Below are 13,601 nucleotides of genomic sequence, written 5' to 3' on the forward strand. Positions count from 1 at the left end.
ACCAGCGAATCAACTGCTCACGCTCGACATCAGCCAACACCAGCTCAGCCTTCGGACGCCCGGTTCTCGACATATCCCCATACTACCCACTTAACTCACGAATTTACGACGCGACACACTAGTCGCCCGAGAATGGTGACGCACCCGTCCGATGAATGAGTCGGGCGCACTTCGGCAATTGTTACGGGTTTTCGTGAATCCATCCGGGTGATCGTTTTTACGCAGTGCCAGGCGGGGTTGACCGCGCGTGGCGAAATTGCTCCGTTCGAGGGGACCGCGCGGAATCACGCGCATCTGCACGGGAATGCGCCTACAGTCGGGAACCCTCGGGGGCGGTACCGCTACAGCTGTGCCGCGTGGACGGCGCCACAAAGCCATGCACGACTGGAGAAAACCGTTCCCGATGACTGCTGAATCCGTGAAGATCCCCACCCTGCCCGTGTCCACCCCCGTTCCCGTTTCGGCTGGAGAGGGCCGAGAGATGGCCCGGCTGATCCGGGAAAGTTTTGCGGTGGTCGAGGCGAAAGCCGACGAACTCGCGCAGTACTTCTACGGTGCGTTGTTCGTGGTCGCGCCCGATTGCCGTGACCTGTTCCCGATCTCCATGACGACCCAGCGCAGCAGGCTGCTGCGCGCGCTGGTGTACGTCGTGCAGATGGTCGACCGGCCGGACGAGCTCGTCACCTTCCTCGGCCAGCTGGGCCGCGACCACCGCAAGTTCGCGGTCGTCGCGCGCCACTACGACGCCGTCGGGATCGCCCTGCTCGCGGCGCTGAAGCGGTTCCTCAAGGACAAGTGGACGCCCGAAGTGGAGTCCGCGTGGTCCACGGCGTACGGGATCATCGCCAAGACCATGCGCGAGGCCGCCCAGGCCGAGACCGGGCCGGCGTCGTGGTCGGCGACCGTGCTCGAACACCGGAAGCTCACCCGCGACGTCGCGCTGGTCAAGGTGCAGACCGAAGGCCTGCTCCCGTACCGCGCCGGCGGTTACGTCAGCGTGGAGGTGCCGCAACGACCGCGGTTGTGGCGGTACCTCTCGCCGGCGAACGCGCCCCGCGGCGACGGCCAGCTCACCTTCCACGTGCGGACCGTGCCGGGCGGCTGGGTCAGCGGCGCCATCGTCAACCACACCAAGCAGGGTGACGTCTGGCGGCTCGGGCCGTCGATGGGCGCGCTGAGCGTACGGCCGAGCACCACGAAGAAACGGCTGCTGATGATCGCCGGCGGCACCGGGCTCACGCCGTTGCTCGCCATCCTCGACGACCTCCAGCGGTGGAAGCGGAACCCGCCGGTGCACCTGTTCTTCGGCGGCCGCAGACCGGAAGATCTTTACGCGCTGGAAGATTTGCGACGGCTGAGTGCTACGTCGAAGTGGCTTACGGTAACCCCGGTTACCGAAGAGGGCGCATTGTCCGGCGGCGACCGCGGCACGCTCGCCCACGCCGTGACCCAGCGCGGCACGTGGAAGAATCACGACGTGCTCGTTTCCGGATCCCCGCAGATGATCCAGGCAACCATTGCGAAACTGCTGACCAAGGGCGTCGATCTGGAACGAATATCGTATGACCCGTTCACCCTCGACTGACTCGCTTGCCCGAAATGGTGCGATCCGAGACGGGCGCGCCGACCCGATCCTCAGCTATCGTCGCCGATATGGAGACGACTATTCCGGTTTCGGGCGGCATCGGCGGTTACCTGGCGGAACCCGAGGGAGCGGGGCCGCACCCGGGCGTGGTGCTCATCCACGACGCGTTCGGGCTGAGCCAGGACACCCGGAACATCACCGACCGCTTCGCCGGCGAGGGCTTCTTGGCCCTCAGCCCCGACCTGTACTCGCGCGGCGGCATGCGCCGGTGCGTGCGGCGCGTGTTCTCGGACATGTTCGCGAACCGGGGCCAGGCGTTCGACGACATCGAGGCGTCCCGCGCACTGCTGGCCGCGCGCCCGGACTGCAGCGGCCGGATCGGCATCGCCGGGTTCTGCATGGGCGGCGGCTTCGCGCTCGTGGCGGCGTCACGCGGCTTCCAGGCGTCCGCGCCCTACTACGGCCAGCTGCCGAAGAACCTGTCCGTGCTGGACGACGCCTGCCCGATCGTCGCGAGCTTCGGCCAGAAGGACTTCGGCCTGCGCGGCGCGGCCGCGAAACTCGAGACGGCGCTCACCGAGCGTGAAGTCCCGCACGACGTCAAGGAGTACCCGGGCGCCAGCCACGGGTTCGCCAACAAGATCGACGTCGCGGCGCCGCTGAACCTGCTGCTCAAGGTCGTCGGCTTCACCTACCACCACGAAGCGTCCGAGGACGCGTGGCGCCGGGTGACGGACTTCTTCGGTGAACACCTGGACCGACCTTCGCGCTGAGCCGACCGGAGCAGGAAAACCGCCGAATGGCGGTAGTTCGTTGACCGTTGTGCCCGAATCAACTTATGGTCTAGACCACATCTCCCGCGGATGTGCTCGTTCGCCCTCCCTCCGGAACGACGTCGTTCCCCCTTCGAGGAGCCGAAAATGACCTTGAAGCGCAAGTTCTTGGCGGCCGCCGCCGGTGCGATCCTCGCGCCGGTGCTGGTGGTCGTCCTCCCTGCCGCCTCAGCCAGTGCCCACGGTTACATCTCCGACCCACCCAGCAGGCAGGCCAACTGCGCGGCGGGGAAGGTGCCGAACTGCGGGCAGATCGTCTACGAACCCCAGAGCGTCGAGGGCCCGAAGGGCCTGCGCAGCTGCAACGGCGGGCTGTCCCAGTTCGCCGAGCTGGCCGACGAGTCGAAGCCGTGGCCGGCCAAGTCCGTCGGCACGACGGTGACGTTCAACTGGGTGTTCACCGCCCGGCACGCCACGTCGAGCTACGACTACTACATCGGCAACACCCGCGTCGCGACGTTCCCCGGCAACAACCAGCAGCCGCCGGCGACGCTGTCGCACACGGTGAACCTCGCCGGCTATTCAGGCCGGGTGAAGGTGCTGGCCATCTGGAACATCTCCGACACGTCCAACGCGTTCTACAGCTGCGTCGACCTCCAGATCGGTGGTGGCGGCACGACGACCCCGCCGCCCACCACCACGCCGCCGCCGACCACGACCCCGCCGCCCACCACGACCCCGCCCCCGACGACGACCCCGCCGGCCGGCGGAACGTGGGCCGCGGGCACGGCGTACAAGGCCGGTGACGTCGTCACGTACGGCGGCGCGAGCTACCGCTGCCTCCAGCCGCACACGGCGATCGCGGGCTGGGAGCCGCCGAACACCCCGGCCCTCTGGCAGCGCCAGTGAGGTTCCTGCTGGTCGCCGTCGCACTGCTGCTGGCCGGATGCGGCAGCGGCGCGACGGCGGCCGCCCCGGCGTACAACGCGGCCGACGTGATGTTCCTGCAGATGCTGATCCCCCAGAACCAGCAGGGCATCGAGATCGCCCGCCTGGCGCAGACGCGGCAGCTGCCCGCGGATCTGAAGGTCCTGGCGGCGGCGATCGAGTCGACGCAGCAGACCGAGATCAACGACATGAAGAGCTGGCTGAGCAGCTGGAACCAGCCCGAGACGATGGATATGAACCCGGCGGTCCACGCCGGCCACGGCGGCATGAAGATGACCGCCCCGGACCTGGTGGGCGCGCTGAAGACCGCACCGGACACGGAGTTCGGCCGCAAGTTCCTGGATGTCCTGACGGGTCAGCAGCAAGGAGCCGTCGAGCTGGCCCAGACGGAGAACGGCACGAGCGGCGGCGTCAACGCCCAGGCCCGCGACCTGGCCCGCCGCGTCATCGAGTCGCGCAGCGCCGAGGTGAAGCAGCTGCTGAGCTTCAAGCCCTGACGCGCCCGGGCTTGAAAGCCGTGAAGGCCTCCTTACCGGCTTTAAGAGCCGGTAAGGAGGCCTTCACGGACCTTGCGAGCTAACGGCGCTTGGGGCGCCAGACCACCATCGCGGTCTGCTGGTTCATCGGGACCAGGTCCCGGCGGTAGGAAGCGTGCGCCGCCGCCGCGGCCTGCTCCCCGGCGGCGTACGCCGCGGCCAGTTCCTCGGTGATCTCCGACAGCCTCGCCCGCAGCGCGTCGACCTGGTTCTCCAGCTCGATGATGCGCTTGATGCCGGCCAGGTTCACGCCGTCTTCCTGCGACAGCCGCTGGACCTCGCGCAGCAGCGCGATGTCCCGCATCGAGTAGCGGCGCCCGCCACCGGAGGTGCGGCCCGGCGACACCAGGCCCTGCCGGTCGTAGGTGCGCAACGTCTGCGCGTGCATCCCCGCCAGCTGGGCCGCCACCGAGATGACGAACACCGGGGTCTCTTCGTCCCCCTCCGGGGGAATCCCGCCGAACATCCCACTCACCTGCCTTCGAGCAGCTCAGTGATCTCCGGCCGGGGGTCGTGCCCGGCCATCGCCTCGGCGTACGACTGCAGAGCCTCGCGCGCCTTGTCGTCCAGTTTGGCGGGAATCGCCGCTTGCAGGGTGACGAGCAGGTCACCTTGCGCACCGTCGCGCTTCGCGATGCCCTTGCCGCGCACACGCAGCACCCGCCCGCTGGCCGTGCCCGGCGGCACCTTGAGCGAGACCTTGCCCTCGAGGGTCGGCACCGTGATCGTGGTGCCGAGCGTGAGCTCGGTGAAGTCCACCGGCACCGCGATCGTCAGGTCGAGTCCCTTGCGCCCGAACAACGCGTGCGGAGCCACGTGCACCCGGACGTACAGATCACCCGCCTGCGCGCCACCCCGGCCCGGCTCGCCCTGACCGGCCAGCCGGATGCGCTGGTCGTCGTCGACGCCCGGCGGGATCCGGACGGTCAGCGTGCGGGTCCGCGTGCTGATGCCTTCGCCGCCGCACTCGGGGCACGGGTCGTCGATGATCTGCCCGCGGCCGCGGCAGTCGCGGCACGGCTCCGAGAACGCGAACGCGCCCTGGCTCCGGCTGACCAGGCCCGACCCACTGCAGGTCGGGCAGGTCCGCGGCGACGTGCCCGGCTTCGCGCCGTTGCCGCCGCACGTCGAACAGGTCGCCGGGCTCGACAGCCGCAGCGGCAGGGTCGCGCCCTTGACCGCTTCGGTGAAGTCGATCCGGACGTCCGTCTCGACGTCGGCACCGCGCTGCGGCCGGTTCGCCGTCGCGCCCGCAGACGACCGGCCGCGGCCGAACAGCCCGCCGAGGATGTCGCCGAGCCCGCCCATCCCGCCCTGCTGGCCCGCACCCGCGCCGGCCTGGCCGAAGATGTCGCCCATGTCGAAGCCGCCGGAACCGCCGCCGGTGGGGAAGTTGAACCCACCACCACCCGAGCCGCCGAACAGGCGCCGCGCCTCGTCGTACTCCTTGCGCTTGCTCGCGTCGGAGAGCACACCGTAGGCCTCGGAGACCGACTTGAACTTCTGCTCCGCCTGCGCGTTGCCGGCGTTCGCGTCCGGGTGGTTCTCCTTGGCCAGCTTGCGGTAGGCCTTCTTGATCTCGTCCGCCGTGGCGTCGGAGGAGACGCCCAGTTCCCGGTAGAAGTCCTTACCGATCCATTCCCGAGCACTCATCGGGCGCCTCCTCCTTCCGCTGGAACCGGATACTGCTTACTGCTGCTGCTCATCGAGTCCGCCGTCGAGCGGCAGCTCGCCACCGACCGGCGGGTCCACCGGGGCCGCCCCGGGCTCGTGGTCGGTCACGCCGACCAGCGCCGCCCGCAGCACGCGGTCGCCGAAGCGGTAGCCGCGGCGCATGACCACGGTGACCGTCGGGCCCGCCACGTCCGGCGAGGTGTTGTGCTGCACGGCCTCGTGCACGCTCGGGTCGAAGGGCTCGCCCTCGGTGCCGAACGACTCGAGCCCCGCGCGCTGCAGACCGCTGATCAGCTTGTCGCCGACGGCCTTGAACGCGCCAGTGAGGTCACCGTGCTGGTCGGCCCGCTCGAGGTCGTCGAGCAGCGGCAGCAGGTCGTTGACCACCGTCGCCTTCGCGCCGATCACGACCGCCTCGCGGTCACGCTCGACGCGCTTGCGGTAGTTGGCGTACTCCGCCTGCAGCCGCTGGAGGTCGGCGGTGCGCTCGGAGAGCTCCTTCTCGACGTCGGAGACCACGGCCACCGAATCGTCCATGATGGACTCGCCGAGCGAGGGGCCCGCGTGTTCCACGGGCGCCTCGGGCTCCGGCGCCGCGTGGGCCGGACCGGGCGGGCGAACCTGCCCGGTCTGCGGGTCCACGCGACGTCGATCACGCACGACCACCGGCTCCTCGGGGCCGCGGCCCTGGTTCTCGGATTCGTCGTAGCTGTGGGTCACTTCTTCTCGTCCTCTTCGACGATCTCGGCGTCCACCACGTCGTCGGCCTTGTCCTGAGCACCGGCCGCGCCGGTGTCACCGGCCGCACCCGAAGCTCCGGCCGCACCGGCCGCGGCGTCGGCGTTCGCGTTGGCGTACAGGGCGGTGCCCAGTTCCTGCGAAGCGGTGTTCAGCTTCTCGATCGACTCGCGGATCTTCGCCGAGTCGGTGCCCTTCAGGGCTTCGTTCGACTCGTCGATCGCGGACTTGACCTTGCCCTTGAGGTCCTCGGGCAGCTTGTCGTCGTTGTCCTTGAGGAACTTCTCGGTCTGGTAGACCAGCGTCTCCGCCTGGTTGCGGGTCTCGGCCTCTTCGCGACGGGTCTTGTCCTCCTCGGCGTGCGCCTCGGCGTCCTTGACCATCCGCTCGATGTCGTCCTTCGGCAGCGCGGAGCCACCGGTGATCGTCATCGACTGCTCCTTGTTCGTGCCCAGGTCCTTCGCCAGGACGTGCACGATGCCGTTCGCGTCGATGTCGAAGGTGACCTCGATCTGCGGCACGCCACGCGGGGCCGGCGGGAGACCGGTCAGCTCGAACATGCCGAGCTTCTTGTTGTGCGCCGCGATCTCGCGCTCACCCTGGAACACCTGGATCTGCACCGACGGCTGGTTGTCGTCCGCGGTGGAGAAGATCTCCGAGCGCTTGGTCGGGATCGTGGTGTTGCGCTCGATGAGCTTGGTGAACACGCCACCCTTGGTCTCGATGCCCAGCGACAGCGGGGTCACGTCCAGCAGCAGGACGTCCTTGACCTCACCCTTGAGCACACCGGCCTGCAACGCCGCGCCGACCGCGACGACCTCGTCCGGGTTCACGCCCTTGTTCGGCTCGCGGCCGCCGGTCAGCTCCTTGACCAGGTCCGACACGGCCGGCATGCGGGTGGAACCACCCACGAGCACGACGTGGTCGATGTCGCCGACGGCGATGCCGGCGTCGCGGATCACGTTGTTGAACGGGTTGCGGGTGCGCTCGAGCAGGTCCGAGGTGATCTTCTGGAACTCGGCGCGGGAGAGCTGCTCGTCGAGGAACAGCGGGTTCTTGTCGGCGTCGACCGTGATGTAGGGCAGGTTGATGCCGGCCGAGTTCGAGCTGGACAGCTCGATCTTCGCCTTCTCGGAAGCCTCACGGATGCGCTGCAGCGCCATCTTGTCCTTGGTGAGGTCGATGCCGTTCGTGGCCTTGAACTTGTCGACCAGCCACTTGACGATGCGCTCGTCCCAGTCGTCGCCACCGAGGTGGTTGTCACCGGAGGTCGCGCGGACCTCGACGACGCCCTCGCCGATCTCCAGCAGCGAGACGTCGAACGTGCCGCCACCGAGGTCGAAGACCAGGATGGTCTGTTCCTTCTCGCCCTTGTCCAGGCCGTACGCCAGCGCGGCGGCGGTCGGCTCGTTGACGATGCGGAGCACGTTCAGGCCGGCGATCTGGCCGGCTTCCTTGGTGGCCTGCCGCTGCGCGTCCTCGAAGTACGCCGGGACGGTGATCACCGCGTCGGTGATCGTCTCGCCCAGGTACGCCTCGGCGTCGCGCTTCAGCTTCATCAGCACTCGCGCGCTGATCTCCTGCGACGTGTAGTTCTTGCCGTCGATCTCGGTCTTCCAGTCGGTACCGACGTGCCGCTTCACGGACCGGATGGTCCGGTCGACGTTCGTGACCGCCTGGTTCTTCGCCGGCTGACCGGTCAGCACTTCGCCGTTCTTGGCGAAGGCGACGATCGACGGGGTGGTCCGGGAGCCTTCCGAGTTGGCGATGACCGTCGGCTCGCCGCCCTCCAGGACGGCGACGACCGAGTTGGTCGTGCCGAGGTCGATGCCGACCGCTCGCGCCATGGTGCTTCCTCCTGTGTATGCCTGCTATGGTTCGTGACCTGCAAATTCGTCCTCGCCTTAAGCGAGGTACTGGCAAGTTGTATCGGGTCTTCGCGCGACTCGTCAAGTCGGACTTGAGTCGACTGCGCTCAACCTTACATGGTGGCTAACGAGCGGTCCGGGGTTCTTGTTCCCGGAGTCGGCGACAGACCTGGTCCCGAGGGGGTGTGAGGCCGCTCACCAGGGAGTCCACCTGGGATGGGAAGGCCTGAACGGACCTTCGGCTGGGCACGGTGCGCGCCCGCCGAACGGCCGGCCCGGTACCTCGGCCGACGCGGGGCCGGCCGAGCACAGCGTGCTCACCGGCAGACCGTTCCCTGCGCCGGCGGGCGGCCGCTCAGCAGGTAGTCCACCTCGGCCGCGCGGGCGCACGCGGAGTTGAACAGCCCCGTGTGGCCGTCGTCGGTCCGGGTCAGCAGTACCGCGCCGTCGATGCTCGCCGCCAGGCCGCGAGCCCAGGGCAGCGGCGTCGCCGGGTCGTGGGCGCCGCCGACCACCAGGATCGGCGGGGCGCCGTGCACCGGGTGGGGCTGTGGCGGGTTCTTGGCCGGGACCGGCCAGCCGGTGCAGCCGCTCGTGAAGTCCCAGTACTCGGAGTACCGCCAGCTGTGCGGTGCCGCGATGCGGAGCAACCCGGCCATCAGCCCCATGTCCGCGGGGCCGGTGAACGGCGACGGGAAGTCGTGGCAGCCGATCGCCCGGTAGGCCCCGTAGATCGGGGAGCGGAACTGGTTCCGCTCGGTCAGGCCCTTGGCGTCGGGGAACTCCCCGCCGGCCGCGGCCAGCGCCCGGCCCAGCGCGGGCCACTCCTCGCGGATGTAGAGGTGGTTGTAGACGCCCGCCGAGATCTCGTCGGCCGTCGCGGACCGCCCCAGCTCGCTCGACCAGACGGCACCGCTGCCCGCCCGGGCCACGACGTCGTCGTAGAAGCGCAGGACGTCCCGGCCCCGCAGCGCGCAGTCCGCCGAGCCGCGGCACCAGTCCGCGAACCGGACCAGCGCGTCCTCGGTGGCCGCGGCCTCCTCAAGGATCGCCCGGCGCAGCGGCCGGGCGTGGTCGATGGCGCCGTCGAGCACCATCGAGCCCACCCGGTCCGGGTGCTTCGACGCGTAGACCGCGCCCAGCTCGGTGCCGTACGAGAGGCCGAGCCACGAGATCTTCGCTTCGCCGAGTGCGGCCCGGATCGTCTCGATGTCCTCGGCCGCGCTTTGCGTGTCGGCGTTCGCCAGCAGCGGCCCGGTGCGGGCCAGGCAGTCCCGGCCCGCCGCGCGGTTGTGCGCCACCAACGCGTCGAACCCCGGCCCGGTCGCCGGGAACCGGTCCAGCGCCGGGTCGTACAGCGTGACCGGGTCACAGGTGATCCGCGGCGTGCTGAACCAGTCGCCGCGCGGGTCGAAGCCGACGATGTCGTACCGCTCGCGCAACCGCGCGAGGTCCGGCGACGCCAGCCCGCCGTACTGCACGAACCCGACACCGGAGCCGCCCGGCCCGCCGGGGTTCACCAGCAGCGAGCCGATCCGGTGGGCCGGATCGAGCGCCGGCAGCCGGGCCAGCGCGAGCCGCGCCGAACCCAGGCTTGGTCGCGTGCGGTCTATCGGCACGTCGACCGCCGAGCATTCGGCGGCCGGTTCTTGCTGGGTGGCACACGGGTGCCACGGCAGGACGGCTGCCTCCGCGACGGCCGGCACCGCCACCAGGACCACGACCGCCGCGACGAACGCGACGACCCGGCGCATGTCCATGATCTGGTTCCTCCCCCTGCACGCCGGCTTTCGGCGTGCCCCCTTCCTAACAGCGGCCCCCGACAATTCAGGAGCGGCGGCCGGTCCAGGTGGAGAAGAAGAAATCCGGAGTTCCTTGCAGCGCAACGGTTTCCGCCGCGGTGCCGTCCCACGAAGTCACCCGATAGTGGGAATCGACCGTGACCGGCACCCCCTGCGCCGGCGTCTCGGCGTTCTCGCCGCGCGTGAAACCCACGACGCCGAACATCGCGACGGCCCCCAGCAGCGCGGCCGCCAGCACGCGCTGTTCGATCTTGCCCATCGGAATTTCCCCCGTGTGTAAGAAAAGTCGGTGTAAGAGAAGTGTCAGGCCGCGCGGACCGTGACGCTGCCGCTGTCGGTGTTGAGGTCGAGCGTGTGCGCGGCGGACCCGTCGGTCGGGACGTCGATCTCGCGGTGCCCGCTGTCGCTGTCGCCCTGGACGCGGTACGGGCCGCCCGGCACGGTCAGCTCGATGCTGCCGCTGTCGGCGTGCACCTTGACGTCGTTCGCCTGCGCCAGCGTGAACTCGACGCGGCCGCTGTCGGCGCCGACGTCGACCGGGCCGCGCACGCCGTCGCCGGTCACGCTGCCGGAATCGCTCTGCACCGTCACCGCGCCGACATCGTGCAGGTCGATGGACCCGCTGCTGAGGTGGAGCTTCACCGCGCCGGAGACGTCTTCGACGCGCGCGCTCCCGGAGTCGGCTTCGACGTCGACGCTCGCCACGCCGGCGATGTCCAGGCCACCCGAGTCGACCTTGCCGGTGACCGGCACGCCGGCCGGCACGACGACCTCGAAGTCGACCGAGCAGTTGTTCCCGCAGTCGCCGAGCACGAGCTGGTCGCCGTCGACGCGGTAGAAGGTGTCGCCCGGGTTGCCGCGCCAGTGGTAGTTGATCTCCTGGTGCACGGTCGACGGCCCGGTGCCGGTGCGGATCTTCACCCCGCCCGAGTCGCCTTCCAGCTTCACGCTGCGGATCGTCTGCGAAAGCGTGTTGTCGTTCTGGAAGTCCGATCCCCAGCCCCAGCCGAACGCGGTCGCCAGGCCGACGCCGATCAGTGCGATGCCACCCAGAGCCAGAAGCGGGCGCGCCATGGTCTTTGGTCCCCTCAGTGAAGTTTCCCTCTGCCAGGAAAACGTTAGGACCGTGGCACCACCCAGTACATGGGGGTAACCCCCCGAAGAACCCTGAGATCCGTCCCTGACACGCGGGGTCGCGCTCCGGGGCCTAACCTGGCGGACGTCTCCAGTTCCGTGATCAGGAGGATCCATGCCGCAGCAACCCGGCCCGTACGAATCCCTGCCCGACGTGCCGTCCTTCACCCTCCGCAGCAACGACGTCGCCGACGGCGAAACGCTGGCGACGCCCCACTTGTCCGGCATCTTCGGCGCCGGCGGCGAGGACCGCTCGCCGCACCTGGCGTGGGAGGGCTTCCCGGCGGAGACCAAGAGCTTCGTCGTGACCTGCTACGACCCGGACGCGCCCACCGGCAGCGGCTTCTGGCACTGGGCCGCGTTCAACCTCCCGGCGACGGTGACGGAGCTGGCTTCGGGCGCGGGCGCGGGCGACGGCTCCGGCCTGCCCGACGGCGCGGTGACGCTCAAGGGCGACGGCGGCGTCAAGCAGTACCTCGGCGCGGCGCCCCCGCCCGGACACGGCCCGCACCGCTACTACTTCGCGGTGCACGCGCTCGACGTCGACAAGCTCGAGATCGGCGAAGACTCGACGCCGGCGTTCCTCGGCTTCAACATGTTCGGCCACACGCTGGCCCGCGCCGTGCTCACACCGGTCTACGAGAACAAGGGCTGACGGCGCCGGATCGGGGTATCGGCAACGACACCCCGGTCCCGCCCCGGCCGAAGCCTTTCAGCGCAACGACTCCGCGTTGACGCCCTCGCGCTCCAGGTAGCGGCCCTTCGTGTGCTCACCGAAGCCGAACTGCCGGTACAGCCCGTGCGCGTCGGCGGTGTGCAGCATCCAGCGGAAGCCCGCACCCGGACCGTTGTCGATCATCTCGCGGACGATCTCCTTGCCGACGCCGGTTCCGCGCGCGGAGTCCACTACGAACACGTCGGCCAGGTACGCCGACGAGACGCCGTCGGAGAACGCCCGGGCGAAGCCGACCAGCTCGCCGCCGCGGTAGGCGCCGACGACCCGCCACGAGCCTTCGACGGCCGCCTCGATCTGCGCGCGGGTGCGCCAGCGGCCCCAGTACGCCTCGGTGGAGAGGAACTTCCACACCACATCGAGGTCCAGCCGCGCCCGGTCGTCGTCGAGTTCGTAGTCGCCGAATGTCCGCATGATCGGCAAGCTACCCAAGACGGGCAGCTCAGCCCCACTGATATTTCAGGAACTTGCCGTCCATGGTGACGACCACGCGCTCGCCGCCCGGGTCCTCCCGGCGCGAGACGTCGAGCTTGAAGTTGATCGCGCTCATGATCCCGTCGCCGAACTGCTCGTGGATGAGCTCCTTGATCGTGGGCCCGTAGACCTGCAGTACCTCGTAGAAGCGGTAGATCGTCGGGTCGGTGGGCACCACGTCGTCGAGCGCGCCGCGCGTCGGCTGCAGGCGCAACGCGGCTTCGGCATCGGCGTCGAGCTCCAGGACCTGCGCGGCCTTCGCGGCCAGTTCCAAAGGCACCGGGTGCTGGCCGAGCAGCGCGGACGTCGTCCAGGCGAGCGGCGCGTCCAGGGTTTCGGCGAGCTGGGCCCAGCTGAGGCCGAGCCGGACCTTCGCGGCCAGAACGGCCTCTGCGGCTTCTTGCTTCGTCGTCATGCGCCGACGCTAGATCACCGGGGTTTCAGCAGGTAGGCGACAACCGGGCGAAGCTCGTCCGCGGACGGCGGCTCGTCGTCGATCAAGCCCTGGATCAGCAGCCCGTCGATGCCGGCCAGGAAGACCCGGAACGACACCTCGTCGTCGTGGCGGACCATCGACGTCAGGACGTCCAGCCAGCGGCGCGCGGCCGGGCGCAGCTCGGGCTTGCGGGCCGCGAGCAGGTACAGCTCGTACTCCGCCATCGTGCGGCCGCGGCGCGGTCCCAACGCCTCCGCCAGCAGGCCGGCCACCTCGTCGGCGCCGCGGCTGCCGCGCGCGCGGGCGCGGTCGATCATCCAGTAGACCTCGGTCGCCATGTCGCGGGCGCACGAGATGAGCGTCGCGATCAGGAGGTCGTCCAGGGACGAGAAGTGGTACGTCGTGGACGTCGTGGGGACGCCGGCCTCCGTCGCGACCGTGCGGTGGGTGACGCCCGCGACGCCGTCCCGCTCGATCACCCTCAGCGTCGCCGCGATGATCTCCGCGCGCCGCTTCTCCCCTCGGACCTTCCGGCCGTCGACCTGCAGTTTCACGACGCCGCACTCCCGATCTCGATCAGCACCACGCCGCCGATCACCAGCGCCAGCCCGGCGATCATGGCCGCGTTGACCGGTTCCTTGAGGAACACGACGCCGACGAGCGCGACCAGCGCGACGCCGGCGGCGGCCCAGATCGCGTACGCGACGCCGATCGGCAGCCCCTTCTTCAGGACGTACGACAGCGCGACGAACGCGACGGCGTACCCGAGCACCACGATGATCGACGGGCCGAGTTTCGAGAAGCCCTCGGAGAGCTTCAGGGAGACCGTCGCGGAGACCTCGGCGGCGATCGCCAGCGCAAGGAGAAGGTACGCACCCATAGGGTGAAAACTACCTGAAC

The 13,601-nt window shown here is 69.5% G+C and carries 16 protein-coding genes; 5 read left to right on the forward strand and 11 right to left on the reverse strand.

Features of this window, described 5'->3' with window-relative positions; translation table 11 throughout:
• The first annotated feature begins 481 nt into the window (after nucleotides 1-481).
• The 4 genes from ACLJQZ_RS46980 (at nucleotide 482) to ACLJQZ_RS46995 (ending at nucleotide 3,803) form a co-directional block, all read left to right on the forward strand.
• Complete coding sequence (locus ACLJQZ_RS46980; RefSeq protein ID WP_410628079.1) at nucleotides 482-1,585, forward strand: globin domain-containing protein; 1,104 nt, start codon at nucleotides 482-484, stop codon at nucleotides 1,583-1,585.
• A 68-nt stretch (nucleotides 1,586-1,653) separates the two neighbouring features.
• A complete protein-coding gene (locus ACLJQZ_RS46985; protein WP_326956564.1) occupies nucleotides 1,654-2,358 on the forward strand; it encodes a dienelactone hydrolase family protein in 705 nt (234 codons plus the stop codon).
• A gap of 147 nt (nucleotides 2,359-2,505) precedes the next feature.
• Entirely contained in the window at nucleotides 2,506-3,267 is a 762-nt protein-coding gene (locus ACLJQZ_RS46990; protein WP_410628080.1) for a lytic polysaccharide monooxygenase, read from the forward strand.
• The gene (locus tag ACLJQZ_RS46995; protein ID WP_410628082.1) at nucleotides 3,264-3,803 is read left to right on the forward strand and encodes a DUF305 domain-containing protein; all 540 of its coding nucleotides are present in this window, start codon (nucleotides 3,264-3,266) and stop codon (nucleotides 3,801-3,803) included. The genes ACLJQZ_RS46990 and ACLJQZ_RS46995 overlap by 4 nt, the downstream gene beginning before the upstream one ends.
• A 79-nt stretch (nucleotides 3,804-3,882) precedes the next feature.
• Here ACLJQZ_RS46995 and ACLJQZ_RS47000 read toward each other — a convergent pair whose 3' ends face one another.
• From ACLJQZ_RS47000 to ACLJQZ_RS47030, 7 genes are all read right to left on the reverse strand, one after another.
• Nucleotides 3,883-4,308 carry a heat shock protein transcriptional repressor HspR gene (locus ACLJQZ_RS47000; RefSeq protein ID WP_247059360.1) on the reverse strand — a complete coding sequence of 142 codons (426 nt, stop codon included), beginning with the start codon at nucleotides 4,306-4,308 and terminating at the stop codon, nucleotides 3,883-3,885.
• A gap of 5 nt (nucleotides 4,309-4,313) precedes the next feature.
• Nucleotides 4,314-5,495 (reverse strand): molecular chaperone DnaJ, encoded by a 1,182-nt coding sequence (gene dnaJ, locus ACLJQZ_RS47005; protein WP_410628084.1) that lies wholly within the window; start codon nucleotides 5,493-5,495, stop codon nucleotides 4,314-4,316.
• A gap of 36 nt (nucleotides 5,496-5,531) precedes the next feature.
• Nucleotides 5,532-6,236, reverse strand: a complete 705-nt coding sequence (gene grpE, locus ACLJQZ_RS47010) for a nucleotide exchange factor GrpE (RefSeq protein WP_410628086.1) — start codon at nucleotides 6,234-6,236, stop codon at nucleotides 5,532-5,534.
• A complete protein-coding gene (dnaK, locus tag ACLJQZ_RS47015; RefSeq protein ID WP_326945262.1) occupies nucleotides 6,233-8,101 on the reverse strand; it encodes a molecular chaperone DnaK in 1,869 nt (622 codons plus the stop codon). Before dnaK ends, grpE begins: the two co-directional genes overlap by 4 nt.
• 338 nt (nucleotides 8,102-8,439) lie before the next feature.
• Nucleotides 8,440-9,882, reverse strand: coding sequence for an alpha/beta hydrolase (locus ACLJQZ_RS47020; protein WP_410628087.1), 1,443 nt, complete (start codon nucleotides 9,880-9,882; stop codon nucleotides 8,440-8,442).
• 67 nt (nucleotides 9,883-9,949) lie between these two features.
• The gene (locus ACLJQZ_RS47025) at nucleotides 9,950-10,183 is read right to left on the reverse strand and encodes a hypothetical protein (protein ID WP_410628089.1); all 234 of its coding nucleotides are present in this window, start codon (nucleotides 10,181-10,183) and stop codon (nucleotides 9,950-9,952) included.
• A 44-nt stretch (nucleotides 10,184-10,227) separates the two neighbouring features.
• Nucleotides 10,228-10,998, reverse strand: a complete 771-nt coding sequence (locus ACLJQZ_RS47030; RefSeq protein ID WP_410628091.1) for a DUF4097 family beta strand repeat-containing protein — start codon at nucleotides 10,996-10,998, stop codon at nucleotides 10,228-10,230.
• Between the two features lie 175 nt (nucleotides 10,999-11,173).
• Here ACLJQZ_RS47030 and ACLJQZ_RS47035 point away from each other — a divergent pair, with 175 nt between their 5' ends.
• Entirely contained in the window at nucleotides 11,174-11,713 is a 540-nt protein-coding gene (locus ACLJQZ_RS47035; protein WP_410628093.1) for a YbhB/YbcL family Raf kinase inhibitor-like protein, read from the forward strand.
• 57 nt (nucleotides 11,714-11,770) lie between these two features.
• Here the strand turns inward: ACLJQZ_RS47035 and ACLJQZ_RS47040 are convergent, their stop codons facing one another.
• Genes ACLJQZ_RS47040 through ACLJQZ_RS47055 form a run of 4 tightly spaced genes read right to left on the reverse strand, consistent with a single transcriptional unit; the run spans nucleotide 11,771 to nucleotide 13,581 of the window.
• Nucleotides 11,771-12,205, reverse strand: a complete 435-nt coding sequence (locus ACLJQZ_RS47040; RefSeq protein ID WP_410628094.1) for a GNAT family N-acetyltransferase — start codon at nucleotides 12,203-12,205, stop codon at nucleotides 11,771-11,773.
• Between the two features lie 28 nt (nucleotides 12,206-12,233).
• Nucleotides 12,234-12,680 carry a cyanase gene (gene cynS, locus ACLJQZ_RS47045; protein ID WP_410628096.1) on the reverse strand — a complete coding sequence of 149 codons (447 nt, stop codon included), beginning with the start codon at nucleotides 12,678-12,680 and terminating at the stop codon, nucleotides 12,234-12,236.
• Nucleotides 12,681-12,694: 14 nt separating this feature from the next.
• Nucleotides 12,695-13,255, reverse strand: coding sequence for a TetR/AcrR family transcriptional regulator (locus tag ACLJQZ_RS47050; RefSeq protein ID WP_410628097.1), 561 nt, complete (start codon nucleotides 13,253-13,255; stop codon nucleotides 12,695-12,697).
• Entirely contained in the window at nucleotides 13,252-13,581 is a 330-nt protein-coding gene (locus ACLJQZ_RS47055) for a DMT family transporter (RefSeq protein WP_247059377.1), read from the reverse strand. The genes ACLJQZ_RS47050 and ACLJQZ_RS47055 overlap by 4 nt, the downstream gene beginning before the upstream one ends.
• Nucleotides 13,582-13,601: the final 20 nt, after the last annotated feature.

Source organism: Amycolatopsis sp. cmx-8-4, from assembly GCF_046548675.1.
Lineage (GTDB): Bacteria > Actinomycetota > Actinomycetes > Mycobacteriales > Pseudonocardiaceae > Amycolatopsis.

What these genes read in the sequence shown, in the direction of transcription:
- ACLJQZ_RS47055 (WP_247059377.1), bottom strand. Translation starts at nt 13,581, where the DNA reads ATGGGTGCGTACCTTCTCCTTGCGCTGGCGATCGCCGCCGAGGTCTCC.
- cynS (WP_410628096.1), bottom strand. Translation starts at nt 12,680, where the DNA reads ATGACGACGAAGCAAGAAGCCGCAGAGGCCGTTCTGGCCGCGAAGGTC.
- ACLJQZ_RS47040 (WP_410628094.1), bottom strand. Translation starts at nt 12,205, where the DNA reads ATGCGGACATTCGGCGACTACGAACTCGACGACGACCGGGCGCGGCTG.
- ACLJQZ_RS46980 (WP_410628079.1), top strand. Translation starts at nt 482, where the DNA reads ATGGCCCGGCTGATCCGGGAAAGTTTTGCGGTGGTCGAGGCGAAAGCC.
- ACLJQZ_RS46990 (WP_410628080.1), top strand. Translation starts at nt 2,506, where the DNA reads ATGACCTTGAAGCGCAAGTTCTTGGCGGCCGCCGCCGGTGCGATCCTC.
- ACLJQZ_RS47035 (WP_410628093.1), top strand. Translation starts at nt 11,174, where the DNA reads ATGCCGCAGCAACCCGGCCCGTACGAATCCCTGCCCGACGTGCCGTCC.
- ACLJQZ_RS47020 (WP_410628087.1), bottom strand. Translation starts at nt 9,882, where the DNA reads ATGGACATGCGCCGGGTCGTCGCGTTCGTCGCGGCGGTCGTGGTCCTG.
- ACLJQZ_RS47000 (WP_247059360.1), bottom strand. Translation starts at nt 4,308, where the DNA reads ATGTTCGGCGGGATTCCCCCGGAGGGGGACGAAGAGACCCCGGTGTTC.
- ACLJQZ_RS47025 (WP_410628089.1), bottom strand. Translation starts at nt 10,183, where the DNA reads ATGGGCAAGATCGAACAGCGCGTGCTGGCGGCCGCGCTGCTGGGGGCC.
- dnaK (WP_326945262.1), bottom strand. Translation starts at nt 8,101, where the DNA reads ATGGCGCGAGCGGTCGGCATCGACCTCGGCACGACCAACTCGGTCGTC.
- ACLJQZ_RS46985 (WP_326956564.1), top strand. Translation starts at nt 1,654, where the DNA reads ATGGAGACGACTATTCCGGTTTCGGGCGGCATCGGCGGTTACCTGGCG.
- dnaJ (WP_410628084.1), bottom strand. Translation starts at nt 5,495, where the DNA reads ATGAGTGCTCGGGAATGGATCGGTAAGGACTTCTACCGGGAACTGGGC.
- ACLJQZ_RS47030 (WP_410628091.1), bottom strand. Translation starts at nt 10,998, where the DNA reads ATGGCGCGCCCGCTTCTGGCTCTGGGTGGCATCGCACTGATCGGCGTC.